Consider the following 24,090-nt stretch of genomic DNA (forward strand, 5'->3'; position numbering starts at 1 on the left):
TTTGCAGGAGGAGGCGTTAAATCTACAACCTGATTACACCATATTGACGAGCAGGCCTTGCTGTACCAATACATCTCCCAAGTTGCTGGCACTATCCAGCGATGAATGGTGGTAGACATCGAAGTGTTGGCCGTCAATATCGCGTTGGCCTACCGTGCTCCAGGCTCCTTCGCCTGGGATCAGGTTCACCTTGCTGCCTTCGCCCCCGACGATCAGCAGATCATCTTCCGGTCGGTCGGTGACATTCAGGGCGCGGTCGAGATCCAGCGTGATGCTGTTGGTGCCGTTTTGGCCTAAATCGAAGATCTCCACATTGTCGATTTTCAGCCCCAGCGCGGTGAGATCCAGATTGAGTTCGGTGCCATCGAGAACCAGAGTATCGATGCCGTCACCCCCGTCGATGTGTGTGAAATCGAACGTTGAGAGGGTGATGAGGTCATCGCCTTCGCTGCCTGTGATCTCTGTCCCCGTTTGCACGCTGCCGTCAGCCAGACTGATGACAACGCCACCGATGGCATACGCGCTGTCCTCGATTTCGGTGCGGGCGTTATTATCGATGGTTTGCGTCTCGCTGAGCGTGGCCGCTGCCATTTTCGAGCTGACATGGAGCGGCTGCACATCGGTACTTTCCCCTGTATTGAGCTGTTCGCTGGACAACGAAGCCACCTGAGCAAGGCTGCTATCGTCGGTATCCAGCGCCATCATGCTCATCAGCGGTAGCCCAAGGATGATACCCGATGTTAATCCGGCAGAAACTCCAGTGAAATTGCCCGCTTGATCGGTGACGGACGCTTCAACGGCGGTACCCAGCAGGGCGCTCAGAATTGCACCCACATTGAAGATATTGATGCCTAGCAGGGAACTGGTGAAATGCGCATTCCATTTGCCATCGGCACCGACGGTGCCCTGTAGCGTTTGGCCGAGCAGGGTGACATTGACCTTGGCACCTTGCTGTACGTAGCGCGACGCCCCACTGATGGTGATACCGTTTGCCAGCAGGCCAACCGTGTTGCCAATTAGTGACCCAACCGCATCAATTCCCAACAGCGGCAACTGGTGCGTTTTCACGATCACATTGCTGCTGGCGTTGTTGGTATTCCCATAGCGGTCAGTTACGGTGACACCGACGGTCAAATTGCCATCGGCAATGTTGAGCAGGTTAGCGCTCGGCACGCTGATGCTCCAGGTGCCGTTACTGGCGACAGCCGCGCTGAGCACCAGTCCGCCTACGGTCAGCGTGACGCTACCGCCAGCCGCATGGGTCGTGGTTCCGCTGATGATCTGGTTGATGCCCGCTTCGGCCAGATTCAGATAACCATCGCCACCAAACAGAGAACCGAGGCTGACTGTTGGCAATGTGTGGACGCCTACGCCGACCGAAATCCCTGCGCTGGCACTTTTCCCGGCGGCGTTGGTCAGCGACGCGCTGAGGGAGAGCGTACCGTCAGTCAGGTTATTAAGATCGAGCGAAGGCAGGCTGACGGACCAACTGCCATTACTCTGTACCACGGCAGAATAGCTCTTGGTTCCCAACGAGATCTGAATGGTAGAACCTACCGCATTGGTACTGGTGCCGCTGATAATCTGCCCCGCAGCGGCCTCGATCGCATTCAGCAGGCCGTCACCGCCAAAGAGTGGGTTGAGGGTGAGCGTTGGCTGAGCGTTAATTGCCACGTTTAATGCGCCCGTTCTCTCACCTACGTTACCCGCGGCATCCACCACTCGGACGCTAACGTTAGTTGCGCCATCGGTGAGGGCTTTCAGGTCTAGGCTTGGGATCGGCAGGCTCCAACTTCCGTTTGCGCCAATCGTCGTGGTGTAGCTTTTGCTGCCCAGCGTGACGTTGATCGTCGTACCGGCTGTCACATTGGCTGTCGTCCCACTGATGGTTTGTGCGCTCAGCAGGCTGGAGAGATCCAGTACGCCGCCGTTGAACAGCGGATTAAGGGTGATGGTTGGCGGCAATAGGGAGACGTTGAGGCCCGTACTGATGCCATTGCTGTTGCCTGCCGGGTCGGTCACCGTCGCACTGACGGTGAGATTGCCGTTCGCCAGACCGGACAGTTGCAATGGCGTTACGCTGGTGCTCCAGGTGCCGTCATTACCAACGGTGGCGTTCAATGTCAGGGTGCCGATGCGTATCACCACCGACGATCCGGCGATGGCGTTGGTGGTCGTCCCGCTAATCGTTTGTGTCAGCGCAGCTTCCGCCGCATTGAGGAAGCCATCGCCACCAAACAGTGAACCCAGGCTAATCGTTGGCAGATTTTTGGCAATAATATTGATGGCATTATTGACCGTGCCGATGTTACCGGAGGCATTGGTGACGGATACGCCAAGCGTGGTGTTGCCATCAGCCAGCGCGCTCAGATCGGACGGTTGCAGCGTCAAGCTGAACGCGCCGCCTGCTCCGACGGTAGACAGGAAGGTTTTACTGCCAAGGGTCACGGTAACCTGCGATCCCACGGCTGCGTTGGTAACCACACCGCCGATCGTTTGCGCCACCAACGCTTCTGCCGCGTTGATGAAGCCATCGCCGCCAAATATCGGATTCAGCGTAATCACCGGCTGTGCGAAATCGAATTTGATACCCGCACCGATGCTGGTGCTATTGCCTACGCTGTCTGTTGCGGCCGCGGTCACGGTGAAGTCACCGCTACCCAGCCCTTGCAGGACACCCAGTACGCTTGGAGTGACGGCAACGCTCCATTTACCGTCTGTGCCAACGGTAGCCGTGGCGATTTGTGAACCCGCAATGCTTAGCGTAATGGTTCTGCCTGCCAGACCGGTGGCGGTGCCGCTCAGAGTTTGATTGACCAGCAGGTCGCCCAGATTCAGCACGCTATCGCTAAAGACCGGATTGAGCGTAATGCTCGGTAGATTCTTGATGATCGTTGGGACGTTGACGATCTGGCTGGTCGTGTTGCCCGCGTGGTCAGTGACCGCGACGCCCAGCGCTAAGGTGCCATCCTGCAAGGCTTGCAAAGCAAGGGCGGGAACGGACAGGCTCCAGGCACCGCCAGCGCCGACGGTAATACCGGCATAAATAGTGTTACCCAGCGTCACGGTGACACTCGCGCCCGCCGCGATATTCACATTGCTAACTACGCCGCTGATAATCTGGCTGGTCGTGACGTCCGCCGCATTCAACGCGCCATCCGTGAAAGCCAAAACAGAATCAATAACCGGCAGGGATTTCAATACGTCAATGTTGACCAGTTGATTCTTCACGTTGCCGTGTGAGTCCACGATGTCGACATTAACCGCCAACAAGCCATTGCTTAGGCCAGTGAACAGGTTTGGTGCAAGCGCGACACTCCAGGCGCCGTTGGCACCCACGGTGCCTTCCACCGTGGTACCCAGCACGGTGACTTGGACTTTCGCGCCCAGCGTGTCCCCCGTTGCGTTACCGCTGATGACCTGCGTCACCAGGGATTCGGCCAGGTTGAGGATGCCATCATTACCGAAGATATCGTTAATACCGGCACCGAGCGTCTTATTGAGCGCAACGTCCAACGTGGCATCGAGGTGTGTGGTGTTGCCGGACGTGTCAGTCAGCGTCACGCCGATGACCTGCACCCCGTCTGCCAGGCTTTGCAAATCGACAGACAGCACGGGGATGGTCCAGGTTCCGTCAGGGCCGACTGTGGTTGTGCCCGTTAACGGCCCCGCGGTGAGCGTCACGGTGGCACCTATTTCGCCCGTCCCGGTAATCACTCCGCCTGCCAGTGCCTCTGCCAGCGTCAGAATATTGTCATCGAACAGCGTGACGCTGAGCAGCGGGATAGCCGTATCGACGGTAACGACCTGCGTATCGGTGGTGGTATTGCCGGCTTTATCGGTGAGTGTTGCCGTGATGGTGTGGGCTCCATCTGTGAGCTGAGCCAGATCGGCGGCTGGAACGTTAACACTCCAGGTTCCTGTTACGGAAACCTGTGCGCTGTAGGCTTTGCCATTCAGGCTAATCGAGACGATCTGCCCGGCATCGGTGAGCGATGCCGTACCGGTAATGGCTTGTTCAGTGCTGGCTTCCGTACCGCCCAGTACGTTATTACCGGCAAAAGCAACAATATCTAGGTCGGGAGCTACCGTATCGACCAGCACCGTTTTGGTGCTGGTTATTGCCGGCATTATTGTCACTGTTGCCGTGACGCTAATATTACCGTTTGTCGTGAAGTAAGTGCTGGCGGGAATGGGGATTTGCCAAAATCCATTGATGTCGGTCGTAGTGAAGAGCGGGACTCCCCCAATGAATACGGTGACTGGGGCCATTGACATGCCAGCCGCTCGCCCAGATATGGTGACATTACCGTTTACCTCAGCCGCGTTGATAATATCGTCACCTGCGATGGGGTCGATCACCATTGTCATTGAAGGTTGCGTCAGGTTGACATTGAATCCTACGCTGGCTTGCGCTGCTGGATTGCCCGCTTTATCTGTCGCATCGGCGGTAATGGTGTACTGCGTATTCGCCAGAACTTGTAGCGCGGCAGAAGGGATGTTCACGCTCCAGGTGCCGTCTGCGAGAATTTTTGCCGTGTAATCGACGTTATTCAACCAGATGGTCACGTTTTGCCCGATCGCCAGTCCGGTCGATGTCCCGCTGACCGTCTGCGTGGTGTGGCTTTCCGCGTAGTCGAGGCCATCCGGTCCAGCAAATGGGTTAATCGTAAGTGTGGGGGCAGCTTGCACGGCAAGGATTGCCTGAGAATTCAACGTGGCGCTGTTGCCTATGCTATCTTCCGCCGTAATGGTGATATTGTGTGTACCGTCAGCAAGCAGGGCAAGTTGGACTGGTGTCAAGGCTGCGGTCCATATTCCCCCACTAAGCTGTACGATAAGCGGTTGCCCTCCAAAGGAGACGTTCACGCTCACCGCATCACCCGCGTTACCGCTTAATGTTCTGCCCGCTAGCGTTGCGGCTTCGACAATATTCAGATAACCATCGTCAAACGGCGTATTGAGCGTAATCGCCGGTGGGGTGAGGTCACTGTTAAAGATGATCGGTGTGGAACCGACGTTGCCAGCGGCATCAACGGCCGTTACCGTAATGGTGTGCTGACCATCAACCAGTGAGTTCAACGCATTCGGCGGCAGCGTAACGGACCAGTTGCCTGCATTATCCACCGCCGCGGCGTAACGAATGCCGTTGAGATCGATCTCCAGTTTTACCCCTTGCCCGCTGCCGCTAATCTGCGTGCGGCCAGAGAAGATGAGTGCGGATGCGGCTTCGGCGCTGCTTAGAATGCCATCAGTGCCAAACGGCTGTGCGTCGACAGTCGGGGCGGGCAGCGTCAACGCTGCGCTGATATCGCGTGGGGTGCTGGTATTGGTATTGCCTACCCGATCGGTGACAGTGACAGCAAGACTGTAATTGCCTTCGGTGAAGATCGCCAAATCGGCAGGGGACAGATCCCTGGACCAACTGCCTAGCCCGTCAGCAGTGGCGGTAAAGGTGGTTTCTGCCAGCGTGGTTTTATTGATTAGCGTAATGATCACATTCTGACCCACGCCGGTAATACCGGTTTTACCCGTTAAGCTCTGGATAGTCAGAATTTCGGTGGTGTTAAGAATGCCGTCGCCAAAAGGCAGATCCAGCGTTGCCGCAGGCAGTGTGGTTGTCAGAATATCCGCCGTGGCTGATGCAGAACTGGTGTTGCCTACCGCATCGGTGACGGTGACCGAGAAGGTGGCCGTGCCATCCGGCATGTTGATCAGCGTGGTGCTATCTAGCGGTAACGACCAACTGCCATCGGCATTCACGGTGGCTTGGGTGCTGGTGCCGTTAATACTGACCGATACGGTTTGTCCCACGTTGCTGGTGAGCCCCGTTTGCCCGGACAGTGTACCGCCCGGCAGTGCATCAGCCAGGCTCAGTTTGCCATCGCCGAATGGGGTATCCAGCGTTGCGACAGGCACGCCCACAATCACGCTGGTGAATGTTCCGCTTCCTATTCCGGTATTGCTGGCATGGTCAGTTACGGTCACGTTGATGGTGTGTGTGCCATCGCCGAGAGCAGACAAATCGGCCGCTGGCAGCGTCACATTCCACTGACCATTTGCCGCCACAGTCGCATTGTAGGTGGTGGTTATCGTGCCGTTGGTGACCGAGATGGAAACGCTTTGGCCTGGATCGGTGAGCCCCGTGGTCCCCGTCAGCAGTTGATCGACCGTGCTTTCAGCCTGATTTAGCGCACCGTCAATAAACGGCGTGTTGATACTGATGGCGAAATTGGTGTGGATTACGACATCCAGCATGCCGCTCGCGCTACCCGTATTGCCTGCGCTGTCTGTGACCGTCACGCTGACCTGCATGTTGCCGTCCGCCAGTATGCTAAGTGCATTGGCTGGAATGGTGGCGCTCCACAGTCCGCCCGCCAGCGTCACGCCTGTCACGGTGTAAGCGCCTATGGTGATCTGAATCGCCGTTCCGACGGGCAGGTTGGTATAACTGCCACCGATGGTCGTTGCCGTCGCTAGCTCCGAGGTAGTGAGGACATTGTTGTCATAGAGCGAATTCAGCGTCAGCGTAGGAAGCGACTGCGTTTTCAACGTGATATCAATGCTGGTGGCGCTGGCATTCCCCGCGCCATCGGTCACGCTGGCCGCCAGCGTTTTTACGCCGTCACCCAGCGCCAGCAGGTCGTTCGCCGCAATGGCGATTTGCCAGATACCGTTGCTGTCAGCAACGGCGCTGTAGACGGCGGTACCGACTTTTATGGTGACTTGAAGACCGGCTTCGGCCTTGCCGCTCAGCGGTAATCCGGCCAGCGCGTCCGCCAGACCGATATCGCTGGTATCAGCCAGCATGTCAATGGACAGTAGCGGTGGAACGGTATCGACCGTAAAGGGATGGGTCGTCGTCTCCGAGTTCTGTGCGATGTCACTGACCGTCGCGGTCACATTCTGGCTGCCCTGCGGCAGGTTTTGCACATCGCTGGCGGGAACGGTGGTGCTCCAATTGCCATCTGCACCAACGATGGCCAGATAGGTTTTGCTATTCAACATCACCGTGACACGTTGCCCTACCTGAACGTTAGTGGTGGAGCCGGAAATCAGTAGATCGAATTGGCTACTCTGCGTGCTGATAATGTCGTCGCCTGACAGCGTCGCAATGGCGATGCTTGGCAGGTTGGCGGCATCGGTGATGACGGTGATAAAGTGGGTCGCTGAACCGGGGTTGCCGCTCACGTCCGTCACGCTGGCGCTCACGGTTTGCTTGCCGTCAGGTACATTACCGACATCCGTGGCAGAAACCTGTACGCTCCAACTGCCGTTTGCGCCCACGGTGGCAAAGTAGGTTTGGTTGTTGAGGGTAATGGTGACCTGTTGGCCCTGCTCCACATTCTGGCTGCTGCCAGCGATGGTCAACGGCTGGCCCGATTCGGTCAGATTGAGGTAATCATCGGTTGATAGCGTGGCTATCGTCAGGATTGGTGCTTTGGCCGGATCGGTATCCAGCGTAATCGAATGACTGACGGTGCCGGTATTGCCTGCCGCATCGGTCAACGTGGCGGTGATGGCCGTAATACCGTTTGGCATGTTTTGCAAATCGCCTGCGGACACGGTGACGCTCCAGGTGCCATCGGCCTGTGCCAGCCCCTGATAGATCTGCCCGTTGATGGTTACATTGACAATGATGGGGCGACCGCTGTCGTTGACCGGCGATGTACCCGTGATTTCCAGCGGCAGCAGGCTTTCCGCGATGTTGATGATATTATCGGTGCTAATGGGGTTGATGGTCAGCACCGGAGGAGTCAAGTCAACGGATGCGCTGCCCTGAACGGTGGAGGTATTGCCTGCCGCATCGCTGACGGTAACGGAAATATTGAGTATGCCGTCTGCCAGCCCAGTCAGAGCAGACGATGGCAGTTGAAGGCTCCAGTTACCGTTGCTGTCAACCGTACCAGAATAGACCGTGGAGCCAATGGTAATGCTGACGGTTTGCCCGGCTCCGTGTAGACCCGTGGTGCCGGATAGTGTCTGTCCTGCCTGTGCGTCACTGAGGTTCAGGTAGCCATTGCTGAATGGCATATTCAGTGATGCCACTGGTGGGTTATGGATGCTGACGCCCAACTGCTGCGAACCTGACAGGGTGTTGCCTGCCTGATCGACCGCGGTGACATGAACGGTGATGACGCCATCGCCTAACGCTTGCAGGTCGCCCGACTGAATCGCAGCGCTCCAGGTGCCGTCTGGTTGCACCTGCGCGGGGTAGGTTTTCCCGTTGAGGATGACGTTGATAGTCGTACCCGGAGCCACGTTGACGGCGCTACCGTTAATCGTAATACCGTTTGCGGCTTCCTGCACATTTAGCTGGTTATCCCCGGTGATTGGCGCAATAGATAGTCCACTTGCATTAGTATTAATCGTGACGATACTGCTGGATGTGGCGGTATTGCCGGAGACATCACTCACGTTAACGGTAATCGTCTGGCTGCCATTAACCAGCAGCGCCATATCGGTATCCGAGATCGTGGTGCTCCAGTTCCCGTTCGACAGAACCTGTGCGGTATACGCTTTGCCATTGAGGCTAATCGTCACCGTCTGGCCTTGCTCAACATTTCTACTGGTGCCGCTGAGCACTTGACTGATTCGTGCTTCTGCACCGTCAATAATGTTGTTGCCGGCGAAAGTACCAATCGTGATCACTGGGGCGTTGAGCGGGCTGGCATCGACGCCAACAGTCTGTGTCGTCGTGGCTGTATTGCCCGCGACATCGGTCAGACGCGTTACGATGTTGTAATTGCCATCGGACAAGGTGCTCAGATCGGCTGACGGAATACTAATACTCCAGGTGCCGTCATTACCGACGGTGCCGCTGTAGGATTTTCCGTTCAGCGTTGCCGTCACGGTTTGCCCCGCGCTGGATAGCGAAGCGGTGCCAGTTAGCAACTGATTGCTCAGTACCTCGGCGCTATTCAGAATATTGTCGATAGCAAAACTGGCTGTCGTCAATGTGGGCGGTGTGCGAGCTACGGTAACATTGCTGGTTAAGGTACTGCTGTTCCCCGCCGCATCGCTCACATTAACCTGCAAGGCTGTGGTGCCGTTTGGCAGATTTTGCAGGCCGTTCACAGGTAGAGAAATCGTCCAGTTACCTGCTGTATCGACGCTCCCTGTGTAAGTCACGCCGCCGAGCGTGGCGGTGATCGTTTGCCCTGGTGAGGCGATACCGGTTGTTCCGCTGAGCGTCTGGATCACACCTGCTTCTGCGGCATTGAGTATGCCGTCGCTGAAAGGGGTGTTCAGCGTTAGCGACGGGGTGCTGTGGGTGAACACATCCAGAGTGCGACTGCCGCTCAATGCATTCCCTGCACTGTCTACCGTAGTGACTGTCAAGGTTGATGGACCATCGGCCAGCACTCTGACATCTGCCGAAGAGACGGTAATGCTCCAGGCTCCGTTTGGCAGAATGACATCAGCATAGCTTTTCCCGTTCAGCATGATCGTGACGGTCGTGCCTGCCGCCACATTCTGGCTGCTGCCGTTAATGATCAGGTCTTGTGCCGCTTCGGTTTGATTCAGTTTGTCATCACCCGCAATGGTATCAATCGCGATACCGCTCAGCGAGGTATTCACCGTAACCGTCTGGCTGAGCGTTGCTGGGTTACCGCTGAGATCGTTGACGCCAATCGTGACGGTATGGGGACCTTGCGCCAGATGAAGGAGATCGACAGAGGGCACGCTGACGCGCCATTGACCGCTGCTGTCAACCGTTGTGGTGTAGGTATTGTCGCCGAGCGTCACGGTAATGCGCTGCCCAGCCTCGACGTTCAGGCTGCTGCCGCTGATGATTTGTGCGACGTTGATTTCACCACCGTCGATGATGTTATTGAGCGCGATGGCGTTGACGGTGAGCTGGGGCTGGTTGGCAGGGGTGGCATCCAGCGTTAGCGATCCTGTGCTGGTGGTGCTGTTGCCTGATGCGCTTGTCAACGTTGCCGTAATAACGTGATTACCATCGGCCAAAGCCTGAAGGTCGGTAGCAGGAATGGTGGTGCTCCAACTGCCGTCGATCTGAATCTGCGCCAGGTAATTTTTATTGTTGACGGTGACAATGACGGTGCGTCCGGCATCTGCTTGTAGCGCATGGCCGGAGAGCACTTGATCGTTCAAACTTTCGGCCGCGTTGATGATGCCGTCGCTGGTCAGAGGTTTTAGCGTCAGAAGAGGACGAACCATATCGACGGTAACATCACGGGTGTTCTCTATGCTGTTGCCTGCGGTGTCGGTCGCCTCTACGCGGATGGTCTGCACGCCGGTTAGCAGAGATTGCAGATCGGCGGCGGGAAGTGCCGTACTCCAGTTACCCTGATTATCCACGGTTGCCGTATAGGTTTTGCCGTTCAACGTGACAGTAACGCTTTGTCCCCCTCCGCTGATTCCGGTTTTCCCGGTCAGGTTCTGCCCGCTGGCTGATTCGATGATGTTGAGTATTCCGTCACCGAAAGGCTGATCAATGGTAGGTTGTGGCAGGTTATTAATATGGACATCAATAGTGCGGCTGGCTGTGACGGGAACATCGTTAGGGTTGGCGACGCTGGCGCTAATGGTTGCCGTGCCATCCGGTAAGGCAAGCAGGTCACTGCTGCCGATGGTGACGCTCCAACTGCCGTTTGCGGCAATCGTACCAGTATAGGTCTTGCCATTGAGCGTAACGGTAACGCTTTCTCCCGTGGTGACGTTGACTGTTGAGCCAGAAATGGTCAACGGTTGTGATGCTTCGAGGCGATTGAGCTGATTATCAAGCGCGACAATGCTGATGGAGATGCTGTCGTTGTTAATATCAACATCGGACCAGATTTCATGGTTCCCTTCATTACCCGCCATATCCGTGACTTGTGCCGATATCGATACCGTTCCCTCGCTAAGTTCTGCCATATGTTCAGCCGGAATCTCCACACTCCAGTCTCCATTGCTCTGAATGGTGGCGAAGTAGAACTTTTTGTTGAGCGTGATGGTTGCGACCTGACCCATTTCCACATTCGAGCTGGAACCTGTTAGCCACTGGGTGACTTTGAGATCTGCCGCACTGATGACATTATTCTCATCAACAAACGCGTTAACGAAGATCGTTGGCTGGAACGCAGGGTCTGCACTGAGCGTAATGGACTTCTCGACGTGAGTGGTATTCCCGACAGCATCGGTCAGCGAAGCGGATAGCGTGTAGCTGCCATCGACCATGCCGCGCAAAGCTGCCGTGGGTAAATCAATGCTCCAGTTGCCATTGTTGCCAACAACGCCGGTATAAAATTGTCCATCGAAAGCGATAACGACGGTACGACCTGCTTCACTCACCGAAGCGGTGCCGTTGATGGCCTGATTGCTTTGTGATTCCACCAGATTAATGGTGTCATCGCCCGCAATCGTACCGATAGTCAGGGTCGGAGCCGTGAAATCGGTATGGCTGACAAACGTATGGCCAGCCTGATTACCTGCGGCATCTTGGGCGGTGACCAACAGCGTGTTGTTGCCTTCTGGCAACTGCTGGAGATCGACCGCAGGCACGGTGACTTTCCAGTTCCCTGCTGTATCAACCGTCCCCGTATAAGACTTACCACCCAAAGATAAGGTGATACTTTGCCCTGCGCCGCTGATACCGGTGTGGCCAGTAATCGTCTGGCTGACCAGCGCCTCTGCGCCGTTTAGTGAACCGTTGCCGAATGGGGTATCAATCGTCGGTTGTGGCAGGCTATGAATGTGAACGCCGAGGGGATGGCTGTCGGTTACGGCAGCACCCCCCGCAACACTAACGCTGGCGGTTACGGTAGCATTGCCGTCTGGCAGAAGCTGGAGATCGGCGCTGGGGATTTGCAGCGTCCAACTGCCGTCAACTGCGACAGTGGTGGTGTAATTTTTCCCATTCAGCGTAACGGTAACCGTCTGTCCCGCAGGAACATTAGCGGTATTACCGCCGATCGCCAGCGGCTGGAGTGATTCTGCCCGGTTTAACAGGTTATCGTTGGCGACGATGTTGATGGCGATGCTGTCGCCAGATTTATCGACGCTGATGTCACGGCTTCCGCTTGCTGCGTTGCCCGCCTTGTTACTCACATTAACGCTAATGCTGTGCGCACCGTCCGCCAGCAGGGCGATATCCACCGTTGGAACATTGATGTTCCAGACACCGCCGGATTGCACGGTAGCAAGATAGGTTTTGCCATTCAGCGTGATGGTGACAATTTGCCCCGCTTCAACGTTGGCCGTCGTTCCGCTTAACTGCTGGCTAACTTTTGCCTCTGCACCATTAACAATATTATCTCCCGCGACGTTATTTATCGTAATCGCGGGGGGCGTCGCTACGCCGCTGTCAATCGTCAATGGGTGTGTGACCGTTGTGGTGTTGTCAGCGGCATCCGTCAGCGTAACGGTCAGATTCTGGTTGCCATCTGCGATAGCCACCAGATCGGCCGTTGGCAGAGTGATACTCCAGTTTCCGTCGTTGCCGACGGTGGTGGTGTAGGATTTGGCGTTCAGCGTCACGGTGACCGTGCGACCCGCTTCGCTGAGTGATGCTGTTCCGCTGACGATCTGATCGACCACCAGCTCCATGCCGTTGAGGATGTTGTCCTGAGCGATGGCGGAGACCGTGAGCGTCGGTGGTGTTGTATCCACGCTGATATTCTGTGTCGCTGTGGTTTCGTTGCCAGCGATATCGCGGACCACAATCTCCAGCACGCTGACGTTACCCGATGGCAAGTTTTGCAGCACATCTTTAGGTATCGTGACCGTCCAGTGCCCGTTGGTATCTACCGTTCCGGTAACGTAATATCCTCCGATTGTCAGGCTGACGGTTTGGCCTCGGCCGCTGATCCCGGTTTCCCCACTGATGACCTGATCCTGTGCCGCTTCGGCTCCGTTTAATACGCCGTCGGTGAAAGGTGGTGTCAGCGTGATGGAAGGAAGCGTATTGATGTGTACATCCAGCGTGTGGTCGACGGTGACGGTTTCCCCGCTGATCCCTTGTACGCTGGCAGTAATGGTCTTGCTGCCATCGGTCAGAATAAGTAGGTCGGCGCTAGGGATGTCCACAGACCATTTGCCGTCTGCTCCCGTTGTCGCGATGTAGGACTTTCCGTTCAATGTGACGGTGACGGTTTGTCCGGCGGAAACGTTGGCTGTGGTGCCATCAATCGTTAGCGGCTGTCCTGCCTCTAAAGCATTCAGGCGATTATCAAATGAGATGATGCTGATGTTGACCGCTTCAGCGTTGGTATCCACGGTGATGACTTGCGGAGGTAGCGTAGTGGTGTTGCCCGCTTTATCCGTTAATGATGCCACCAGATTGTAAGTGCCGTTAGTCAGCACTTGAATATCGCCGGAAGGGATGAAAACGCTCCATGCACCGTCGCTCTCTACGGTGGTGGTATAGGTGACGCCGTTGAAGGTCACGGTCACGGTCTGACCGACATCCGCTATCGACGCCGTACCGGAGATGAATTGTGAGGATTGCAGTTCATCAGCGGTAACCAGATTGTTTCCGGTAAACGGTGACAGAGAGAGTTCCGGCGGCGTGGTGTCAACAATAATGATGCGGTTGACCACAGTGATATTGCCCGCATCATCGCTAACCGTAAACGATAGCGCGTGTTCGCCTTCAGTCAGCGCTCGTAGATCTGCGGCAGGAACGGTTAGCGTCCAGTCGCCGGCTGCATTAATGAGGGTGGTATAGGTTTTGCCATTCAGCGTGATGGTGACACGCTCTCCCGCTTCGCCCGTGCCGTTGAGCACCTGACCGTTTGCCAACTCCCCAACGGTGAGGTAATTATCGCCGGTAAATTTATCAACGGTTAAATGCGGTGGTAGGGTATCAATGGTGAGATCGAGGGTTTTCTCGTGGATGATGCCGTTCGTGCCCGGCACGCTGACTTTTAATGCATAAATGCCGTCTTCCAGCCCGGTAAAGGCATCGGCTGGCAGAGTAAATTGCCATGTACCGTCGGCAGCCGTTGTGGTGGTGTAAACCACGCCGTTCAGCGTGATGGTGACGGTTTGCTCTGCGCTGACGCCGGTGGTTTTCCCACTGAGGATATGAGGCAGTCCTATCTCGGCACGGTTCAGCCCGTTATTGCCAGCGAAGGCATCAATGGTTAAGGGTTCCGGCTGTGGTGGAGGCGTGGTGTTGTTGTCATTGCTCGATGATGCTGCCGCGACAGCGACTCCAGCGACGGCGGCTCCGCCGAGAGCGATAGGTCCTAGAATGCTACCCAACGTGGCGGCCGATAGCGTGCTGGTGGTACTGCCAATCAGTAATGACGCCATGTCGCCCAATGTGGCGTATTCTGGCGTAAGGGCAATGGCCTCTCCTGCTAGCGTCGCACCTTCTGCGGCCGCCGCGCCGGAGAATTGTGCATGGATAAGCCGAGTGCCATCATCAAAAATCAACTCACTGTGATAGCCTGCGGCGTCCAGGGTGAAGAAGCTTTCATAGCGGACGGTTGTGCCGTCTTTCATGTGCAAGATAAGATCGTCGCCGATACGCTCGTAGCGAGCCACCATGTCTGGTGTGCCAGAGATCCTTACAGTGCTGCTTTCCAGCAATTCGACATGTGTTGCACCCTGAGGGACTGCACTGATGAACTGACCATCATGACGCGACAGGATATTTGCATTTCCCGCAATAATATTCATTTCTGACATGAAATAGCCTCTTACTTATCTGCAACCATTGTCTGGATACATCCTCCGGCAGAACGGTGCCGCAGCGGGGGACGTATAGGTGTATACGCAACCAAAGAGGGAGCGCAAAAGCAGACCTGGTTTATAAAAAGTAAAGCATGGCTAAATTAAATAGTGCGTCAGCCCCTTTCCATGGAGAGTTTTTTACGGCATAGGATTTATCCGATTCTTGATATTTATAGGTGTGACCTAACTAAAAATCCAATTTTTTTGAAATGTTTTGAAAATAAAAAATGCATAGCAAAATTCTTGCTTAATAAGCGATTTTTATTGGTTTGTTTTTTAATTTAATTATTATATTGCTAATTATAATGGCGAATTACCATCGCCATTACATTTGTAATAGCTTTGTGATGTGTTCTTTGTACAGGTTGGGGGTGAGGGTGGTGGTACGTTTGCCGCAGAAATTGTGTTTTTAATGATGTGTATTGTATCAATTTGTGTCTTTTGTTTTTGGTGGTGTGTTGCCAGCGTTAACGACGTTTGTCGTAAGGTGTGATGATGGTAATAGGTGATTATTTATTATTGTTTTTAATGTTTTTATTTCCAGTACATTCTTCCTAAAACATTTTTTCTAAGACACGGACTGACGGTTGCATTTGTAGATTTTGGAACGTTCAACGTTGAAGTGAGGCTGGATATGAGAATTATTCTTGATATCACGGTCATCCCCATTACACTGCGGGCAATCGTAATTGTTTTCATTATAGAGATTAGGTTGTTATGGAGTTGCTCCGCATTGTTTACCAACAATACCGTTGGCCATTTCTTGCCGTTATTGTTTTAAGTTTACTGAGTGCCGCGTTGGGTATTGGGCTGATTGCCTTTATCAATCTGCAATTGATTGAAACGGTCAATCAGTCATTGAGCGTATTGCCACAATTTCTGGGGTTACTGCTGCTTTTGATGGGCGTGACGCTGGTATCTCAACTGGCGTTGACCACGCTCGGGCACCATTTTGTTTATCGCCTGCGTGGGCAATTTATCAAGCGTATTCTGGACACCAATATTGCGCGTATTGAACAGATTGGTAGTGCGCAACTGCTTGCCAGTCTGTCCAGTGATATCCGCAATATCACGATTGCATTTGTGCGGCTGCCGGAGCTGATTCAGGGCATCGTGCTTACCCTCGGCTCAGCGGCTTATCTGGCGTGGCTCTCTCCCAAAATGCTGGTGGTTACATCTATCTGGATTGTGGTGACCCTCTGGGGGGGTTTATGCTGGTTTCCCGTGTGTATCGCCATCTTACCCGGGTTAGGGAAGCGGAAGATCGCCTCCAGAAAGATTACGAAACCGTGATTAACGGGCGTAAGGAACTGGCGCTCAATCGGGAACGGGCGCAGAAACTGTATGAAGAGGTTTATCAGGCTAATGCGCAGGATTACCGACAGAATGTCATTCGTGCCGACACCTTCCATCTCAGCGCGGTGAACTGGTCGAACATTATGATGCTGGGTGCGATTGGCGCCGTTTTTTTCATGGCAAACAATCTCGGTTGGGCGGATACCAATGTTGCTGCGACATATTCACTCACGCTGCTTTTTTTACGGACGCCGATGCTACAGGCTGTTGGTGCACTGCCGACGCTGTTGAGTGCGCAAGTCGCGTTTAATAAGTTGAAACGTCTCGATCTGGCGGGTTATCAGGACGCTTTTTCCTCGGTGGTGGCTCCTGCTGATTGGCACACGTTGGAATTACGTGATGTGGTATTTCGCTATGACGATTCCAAATTTGAAATTGGGCCAATCAATCTGGTGATAACGCGTGGCGAACTGGTGTTTCTGATTGGCGGGAATGGGAGCGGGAAATCGACGCTGGCGATGCTGCTGACAGGGCTTTATGCCCCCGTTTCCGGTACGTTATTGCTCGATAACCACCCCGTTACAGCGGAAACACGAGGGGATTATCAAAAGCTATTTTCTGCCATTTTTACCGATTTCCACCTGTTTGGGCAGATGATGGGGCCGCAGGGAACGGAGCCGGATACCGCGTTGGTTGATGAATGGCTGGATCGCTTGAATATGCGGCATAAGTTGACGCTGGAGAATCATCGGGTAATGAATTTACAGCTCTCACAGGGGCAGCGTAAGCGCGTAGCACTACTGCTGGCCGTTGCCGAACAGCGGGACATCCTATTGTTGGATGAATGGGCTGCCGATCAGGATCCGCAATTCCGTCGCGTATTCTATCTTGAGCTGTTACCACAGTTGCGTGCATTGGGAAAAACGATTGTGGCGATTAGCCATGACGATCACTACTTTGAACATGCCGATCGCCTGCTTGAAATGCATCAGGGTACGCTGTCAGAACTGACGGGCGCAGCGCGTGAACAGGCCTCGCAGGATGCTATCGCGCAGATTAGTCGCTAGCGCAAATCTGTGAGTCTGAGCATCGCGCTGTGAGTCACGACACACCGTTAGCGTGAAGTCTGACAGGCATATGTTAATTCGTTGAATTCTGGGGCATTATAAGCGCCAATGTTGGCAGGCTGCCAACAGAGTTGAGGTTTTTTACTTACAGATCAGATACCTGACGTATCTGATCTGCCACTTAACTCAATAAGTTGGTATAGGTTATGAAAAGGATGTTTAACGCATTATTCGTTGTTGTTTTTGTTTGTTTTTCGTCTCTGGCGAATGCGGCAGAAAATTTACCTAACATTGTCATTCTGGCAACGGGCGGTACGATTGCGGGTTCCGCAGCGGCCAATACGCAAACCACTGGGTACAAGGCTGGGGCGCTGGGCGTAGAGACGCTGATTCAAGCGGTGCCTGAGCTGAAAACGCTTGCCAATATTAAAGGTGAGCAGGTTGCCAGCATCGGCAGTGAAAATATGACCAGCGATGTGTTGTTAACGCTGAGCAAGCGCGTGAACGAGCTGCTGGCCCGCAGCGATGTTGATGGCGTGGTCATTACGCACGGTACGGATACGCTCGACGAATCGCCTTATTTTCTGAACCTGACAGTGAAAAGTGACAAACCGGTCGTTTTTGTCGCTGCGATGCGTCCGGCAACGGCAATCAGTGCCGACGGCCCGATGAACCTGTACGGTGCAGTAAAAGTGGCTACGGATAAAAACTCTCGTGGCCGTGGGGTGCTGGTGGTGCTGAACGATCGTATCGGTTCTGCCCGTTTCATCAGCAAAACCAACGCCTCTACACTGGATACCTTTAAAGCGCCAGAAGAAGGTTATCTCGGCGTGATTATCGGTGACAAAGTGTACTACCAGACGCGTCTGGATAAAGTTCACACTACACGCTCTGTGTTTGACGTGACTAACATCGATAAACTGCCTGCCGTCGACATTATTTATGGCTATCAGGACGATCCAGAATATATGTATGATGCCTCTATCAAGCATGGTGTAAAAGGTATCGTATATGCTGGCATGGGAGCGGGTAGCGTATCCAAGCGTGGCGATGCCGGCATCCGTAAAGCGGAAAGCAAAGGTGTTGTGGTTGTGCGTTCCAGCCGTACTGGCAGCGGTATCGTACCACCGGACGCTGGCCAACCTGGTCTGGTTGCCGATTCTCTAAGCCCGGCAAAATCACGTATTCTGCTGATGCTGGCACTGACGAAAACGACGAACCCAGCCGTGATCCAGGATTACTTCCACGCTTATTAAGCGTCTGAGCGGTTTTTAGTGTGATAGCCCCGCCTTTAAACGCGGGGCTTTTTATACCCGTCATACTTCAAGCTGCATGTGCGTTGGCGTCGTTACTCGGCACACTGGCGTGTACCTCGCCCCGTTGGGGCCGCTGCAAGCAGCGTTCAAACCTGCCTCTGGTAGGTTTGTCAGTCACCCGAATCACTTACTTGAGTAAGCTCATCGGGATGCCCTCGCTCGCCGCCTTCCTGCAACTCGAATTATTTAGGGTATATTTCCTGTCATTCAATTTTTACTTTTAGTTATTCAACTTTTCGTTTCCACTGAGAAGTCACTTCCCTCTCTGTTGATTTTATCGGTATGATTCAGCCCACGACAAAGCAGGTAATCACCCTATTTATCTTTGATACCCGAAATCGTTCGCGTTGCAGGATAACCAATGTACATGCAGCCTGAAATATGACGGAACGGGTGAGTAAAAAAGAAGGATTCGTCATTACATGACACACCCCATTTTTATGGTTGGTGCCAGAGGCTGTGGAAAGACTACGGTAGGGCATCAACTGGCACAGGCGTTAGGATATGACTTTGTCGATACTGACCTGTTTATGCAGCAGACGACCAATATGACGGTGGCTGATGTGGTGGCGCAGGAAGGATGGCACGGTTTTCGTCAGCGTGAAAGTCTGGCGCTTCAGCAGGTGACGTCCAACCGCTACATCGTTGCGACTGGCGGCGGTATGGTATTGGCTGAAGCCAATCGACGTTTTATGCATGACCAAGGTATTGTCATTTACCTCCATGCGAATGCCGAATTGCTGGCTCAGCGATTGGAGGAAAACCCGCAGGATAACCAGCGGCCTACGCTGACAGGTCGCCCGATTGCAGAGGAAATGGCCGATGTGCTGGCCGCGCGCGAAGCGCTTTATCGCGGTGTTGCGCATCACGTTATTGATGCGTCGCAGACGCCGGAAGCCATTGTGGCAAGCGTGTTGAAGGCACTGCGTTCGTCGGCAGCGTAGGGTGGTAAACGGGACACTGGTAAAATAATCATCAGTCAGTGTTACTGAGCACTAACTTTCAATGAATAGATCGTGACAGTGGCGCGACTCTCCTTTTAAGATGAATTTCCTGAATTTTTCGACGATAGGTGCCGCGCTATGCTGAATGTAAATGAGTATTTTGCAGGGAAGGTCAAGTCAATCGGTTTTGAAGGCGATAGCATTGGCCGCGCCAGTGTCGGTGTTATGGATGCGGGTGAGTACACGTTTGGAACCGGACAACCGGAAGAAATGACGGTCATCACCGGGGCATTGAAAGTGCTGTTGCCCGGCGCACCGGATTGGCAGGTTTTCACACCGGGAGAAACGTTTTTCGTTCCGGGAAAAAGCGAGTTCAATTTACAGGTGGTCGAACCGACTTCTTATTTGTGTAAGTATCTGTAATACCTATTTATATTCTATATCCCAAGTCATTCAAGTTTCAGGGCAACGTGTTAGCGTTTTGAACAACACACATGCAACTTGAAATATGATGGGTATACATCGTTCTCGCCGCGCTATGTACTACATGACGCGGCGTTTTTTATACTGATTCTGCACTATCTCCTTTATCCTCATTTTTAACCCCACCTTGCTATCACGCTTTTCTGCCATTCTTTCTCCCTGTAATGATAAATAATGCTGCGAAAGTGTTATGTAGTTCAAATAATGAACCCAAAGGTATTTAAAAGGTATTATTAATTGGTATTTTAAAGGTGTACCTTACTCTGTCATGAAGGATGTAAATATGAAAACTACAGCAAAGTTGTCGTTCATGATGTTCGTTGAATGGTTTATCTGGGGAGCCTGGTTCGTTCCACTCTGGCTGTATCTGAGTAAAAGTGGGTTCACAGCGGGTGAAATCGGCTGGTCGTATGCCTGTACCGCCATTGCCGCTATTTTATCGCCGATTCTGGTGGGGTCACTTACCGACCGCTTCTTTGCTGCGCAAAAGGTGCTGGCGGTGCTGATGTTCGCCGGAGCGATACTGATGTATCTGGCGGCGCAGCAAACTGAATTTATGTATTTCTTCCCGCTGCTGTTGGCGTATTCATTAACCTACATGCCCACTATCGCGTTGACTAACAGTATTGCGTTCTCCCACGTTGGTGACGTGGAACGGGATTTCCCACGTATCCGTGTATTGGGAACGATTGGCTGGATTGCCTCCGGTATCGTATGCGGCTTTCTGCCGACGTGGCTTGGGTTTAGCGATATTTCTCCCACTAATATTCCGTTGCTGATTACCGCCGCCAGCTCTGCGTTACTCGGTTTCTTTGCCTTTTTCCTGCCAGATACGCAGCCAAAAAGTACTGGCAAGTTGGATGTTAAAGTCATGCTGGGGCTGGATGCGATTGTGTTGCTGAAAGACAAAAACTTTCTGGTGTTTTTTGTCTGCTCCTTCCTGTTCGCGATGCCGCTGGCGTTTTATTACATTTTTGCCACTGGTTTCCTTACCGAAGTTGGTATGAAAAACGCGACAGGTTGGATGACGCTGGGTCAGTTCTCGGAAATTTTCTTCATGCTGGCGCTACCGTTTTTCACCAAACGTTTTGGTATTAAAAAGGTATTGTTGCTGGGGCTGGTGACGGCAGCTATCCGCTATGTCTTCTTCGTCTACGGCGACGCTTATCACTACTTCACGTATGCACTGCTGTTCCTCGGCATTCTGCTGCACGGCGTGAGTTACGATTTTTACTATGTTACCGCCTATATCTACGTTGATAAAAAAGCGCCTGTCCATATGCGTACCGCGGCGCAGGGCCTGATTACGCTTTGCTGTCAGGGCTTCGGCAGCCTGCTGGGATACCGTTTAGGGGGCGTGATGATGGAGAAACTTTTCGCCCACGGTGAACCGGTAAACGGCCTGACCTTCAACTGGACCGGCATGTGGCTGTTTGGTGCGGTGATGATCGCGATTATTGCGCTGATCTTTATCCTGTTTTTCCGTGAATCGGATAAAGCGATCTCGACAATTGATGTAGAGGGTGCAAATCAGCATTTTAGTACAGAGGAAAACAAATGAAACAAGAACGTATTCTCGGTGCCTTATATGGCCAGGCTTTAGGGGATGCGATGGGTATGCCATCGGAACTGTGGCCCCGAACGCGCGTGAAAGCGCATTTCGGCTGGATTGATCGCTTTTTACCCGGCCCAGCGGAAAACAATGCGGCGTGCTATTTCGGTCGTGGTGAGTTTACGGATGATACCTCGATGGCGCTGAGCCTGGCCGATGCCATCATTGAATGTGATGGGGAAATCAATGCCGATGCGATTGGTCGCCACATCCTGAAATGGGCGGAATCGTTCGATGCGTTTAATAAAAACGTACTCGGCCCAACGTCTAAAATTGCGTTGAATGCGATCCGCCAAGGTACGCCGGTGAGCGAACTGGAAAATAATGGTGTCACGAACGGTGCTGCGATGCGGGCGTCTCCGCTTGGTTGTCTGCTGCCCGCGCACGATCTTGATACCTTCATCGAGCAGGTTGCGCTGGCATCCAGCCCGACGCATAAATCCGACTTGGCGATTGCGGGAGCGGTCGTCATTTCCTGGGCAATTTCTCGGGCGATTGATGGAGCAGACTGGCGGGATATCGTCGATGCGTTGCCATCTGTGGCGCGCCATGCACAGGAAAAACGAATTACCACGTTTAGCGCTTCTCTCGCCGCGCGTCTGGAGTTAGCACTGAATATTGTGCGTAATGCAAACGGTACGGAAAGTGCCAGCGAGCAGCTTTATCAACTGATTGGTGCGGGAACGAGCACGATCGAATCTGTTGCTACTGCCATCGCAATGGTGGAGCTGGCGCAAACTGACCCAAACCGCTGTGCGATTCTGTGCGCCAACCTCGGGGGGACACCGATACGATTGGGGCGATGGCGACGGCGATATGTGGTGCATTGCACGGGGTAACGGTGATTGATGCCGCGTTGAAGCAAGAACTGGATGACATTAACCAGCTTGATTTTCATCGCTATGCCAGCCTGCTGCTGCAATACCGTTCAGCACGGGAGGCGTGATGAAGGCCAGCGAACTTGCCGCAAAATTGGATGAATTAACGACACGTCAGCCGCTGACCATCGTTGGGGCTGCGGTGATTGATGTGATTGCCGATGCTTATGCGTTACCGTACCGCGGATGTGATATCGAACTGAAGCAGCAAAGCGTGAATATTGGTGGCTGTGCCTTGAATATTGCTATTGCGCTTAAACGCCTTGGGATGGAAGCACAAAACGCTTTGCCTGTCGGGCAGGGCGTGTGGGCGGATATCATTCGTAATAGTCTGGAAAAACAGAACATCACCACGGTGGTACAAACCAATTCGGGAGACAACGGCTGGTGTCTGGCGCTGGTTGAGCCGGACGGTGAACGGACGTTTATGTCCTTCAGCGGCGTTGAAAACCAGTGGAGTGACAGGTGGTTAGCGTCGTTATCTATCACACCGGGGAGTTTGATCTCGCTTTCGGGCTATCAACTGGCGGCACCGTGTGGCGAGCGTCTGGTGAGCTGGCTGGAAACCTTGCATAGCGTCACGCCATTTATCGATTTTGGGCCGCGTATTGCCGACATTCCGGCAAACCTGATGGCGCGCATTATGGCACTTCATCCCGTCGTGTCTCTTAATCGTCAGGAAGCGGAAGTGGCGGCGGAAATGCTCGGTATGTCGGCTGAGGCGCAAACGCTGGGGCGTGCCTGGCGGGAGAAATACCGTGCATCGGTGATTATTCGTCAAGACAAGGCGGGAGCCTGGTATTTTGATGCGACGTCTGAGGGCCTCGTCGCCCCGTTTCCCGCAACGGTGGTTGACACCATCGGTGCGGGAGACAGCCATGCAGGAGGGACACTGGCAGGCTTGGCCGCTGGGTGGTCGCTGGCGGATGCCGTCACGCTGGGGAATGCTGTTGCGGCTTATGTCGTGAGCCACCGGGGGGAGATTGTGCACCCACGCAGGCTGAACTTCGTGCTCGGTTACTCCTCGCAGACGAACACGTATAGATCGCTACGGCAATAGCTGATGCTGTATTCGATAGGCCGGTTCTGCTGGTCGAGCGCAATTTGCTTGATGACCAGAACCGGTACTTTATTATCAAGCTGAATATGTGACTGAAACTCGGCATCGGGCATACGTGCGCTGACGCGACTGCGTGTACGCTGCGGATTGATGTTCTGGCTGCGAAAGTAGTCATAAAGCGAGACACCGATATCCTCAGCATCAGCGATCAGATCAACAGGGACATACGACTCTTCAATGGAAACGGCGTCTTCATCCACATAGCGGATGCGTTTTAACAGAAAAACGGAGGTCTCTGGCGCAATAGCCAACTGTTCGGCTACTTCCTTGCTGCTTTTTACGATTTGTTTGTTCACCCACAGCGTATTGGGTTTTTTGCCTCGCAGCACAACCTGTTGTGAAAATCCGCGCGCTTCTTTCAGCGAATACTCAAAAATATTATTGATTTGTGTACCGTAGCCGCGCACGCGGGTAACAACACCTTCTTCTTCCAGCGTCTGCATCGCCTTGCGTACGGTAATGCGTGACACCCCAGCTAACTGACTCAGGTCACGCTCTCCTGGCAGAATGTTGCCATGCTCCAGCGCGCCGCTACGCACGGCATTTTTGACCGTTTCGGCAAATTTTAGATAGAGCGGAGTATTGTCTACTGTCGCAAAGCGCTGAATAAGCTGTTCTATTAATTGAGTATGTGCGTGTTCCATTCTTCTCTGATCCTGGTCTACCTGCGTAGGATTTCATAATAC

Annotated in this window: 6 protein-coding genes and 3 pseudogenes; 7 read left to right on the forward strand and 2 right to left on the reverse strand. The window is 53.6% G+C overall.

The annotated features are described in order from the left end of the window. Nucleotides 1-33: 33 nt before the first annotated feature. Nucleotides 34-14,643, reverse strand: a complete 14,610-nt coding sequence (locus A7983_RS14120; RefSeq protein WP_005975964.1) for an Ig-like domain-containing protein — start codon at nt 14,641-14,643, stop codon at nt 34-36. A gap of 762 nt (nt 14,644-15,405) precedes the next feature. Between A7983_RS14120 and A7983_RS14125 the strand changes: the two are divergent. From A7983_RS14125 to A7983_RS14155, 7 genes and pseudogenes are all read left to right on the forward strand, one after another. Then, nucleotides 15,406-17,051 (forward strand): annotated as a pseudogene (locus tag A7983_RS14125) (multidrug ABC transporter permease/ATP-binding protein). A gap of 206 nt (nt 17,052-17,257) precedes the next feature. Next, nucleotides 17,258-18,307 (forward strand): type II asparaginase, encoded by a 1,050-nt coding sequence (locus tag A7983_RS14130; protein WP_172645128.1) that lies wholly within the window; start codon nt 17,258-17,260, stop codon nt 18,305-18,307. Between the two features lie 482 nt (nt 18,308-18,789). After that, nucleotides 18,790-19,311 carry a shikimate kinase AroL gene (aroL, locus tag A7983_RS14135; protein ID WP_005975967.1) on the forward strand — a complete coding sequence of 174 codons (522 nt, stop codon included), beginning with the start codon at nt 18,790-18,792 and terminating at the stop codon, nt 19,309-19,311. Between the two features lie 138 nt (nt 19,312-19,449). Continuing rightward, nucleotides 19,450-19,734 carry a pyrimidine/purine nucleoside phosphorylase gene (gene ppnP / locus A7983_RS14140; protein ID WP_005975968.1) on the forward strand — a complete coding sequence of 95 codons (285 nt, stop codon included), beginning with the start codon at nt 19,450-19,452 and terminating at the stop codon, nt 19,732-19,734. A 343-nt stretch (nt 19,735-20,077) separates the two neighbouring features. After that, complete coding sequence (locus A7983_RS14145) at nt 20,078-21,355, forward strand: nucleoside permease (RefSeq protein ID WP_005975971.1); 1,278 nt, start codon at nt 20,078-20,080, stop codon at nt 21,353-21,355. Beyond that, nucleotides 21,352-22,352: pseudogene (locus A7983_RS14150) on the forward strand (ADP-ribosylglycohydrolase family protein). Before A7983_RS14145 ends, A7983_RS14150 begins: the two are co-directional and overlap by 4 nt. Then, nucleotides 22,352-23,328 (forward strand): annotated as a pseudogene (locus A7983_RS14155) (PfkB family carbohydrate kinase). The pseudogenes A7983_RS14150 and A7983_RS14155 overlap by 1 nt, the downstream one beginning before the upstream one ends. Here the strand turns inward: A7983_RS14155 and A7983_RS14160 are convergent. Beyond that, the gene (locus tag A7983_RS14160; RefSeq protein ID WP_005975974.1) at nt 23,302-24,048 is read right to left on the reverse strand and encodes a GntR family transcriptional regulator; all 747 of its coding nucleotides are present in this window, start codon (nt 24,046-24,048) and stop codon (nt 23,302-23,304) included. The pseudogene A7983_RS14155 and the gene A7983_RS14160 sit on opposite strands and share 27 nt — an antisense overlap. Nucleotides 24,049-24,090: the final 42 nt, after the last annotated feature.

The organism is Pectobacterium wasabiae CFBP 3304 (genome assembly GCF_001742185.1).
Taxonomy (GTDB): Bacteria; Pseudomonadota; Gammaproteobacteria; order Enterobacterales; family Enterobacteriaceae; genus Pectobacterium; species Pectobacterium wasabiae.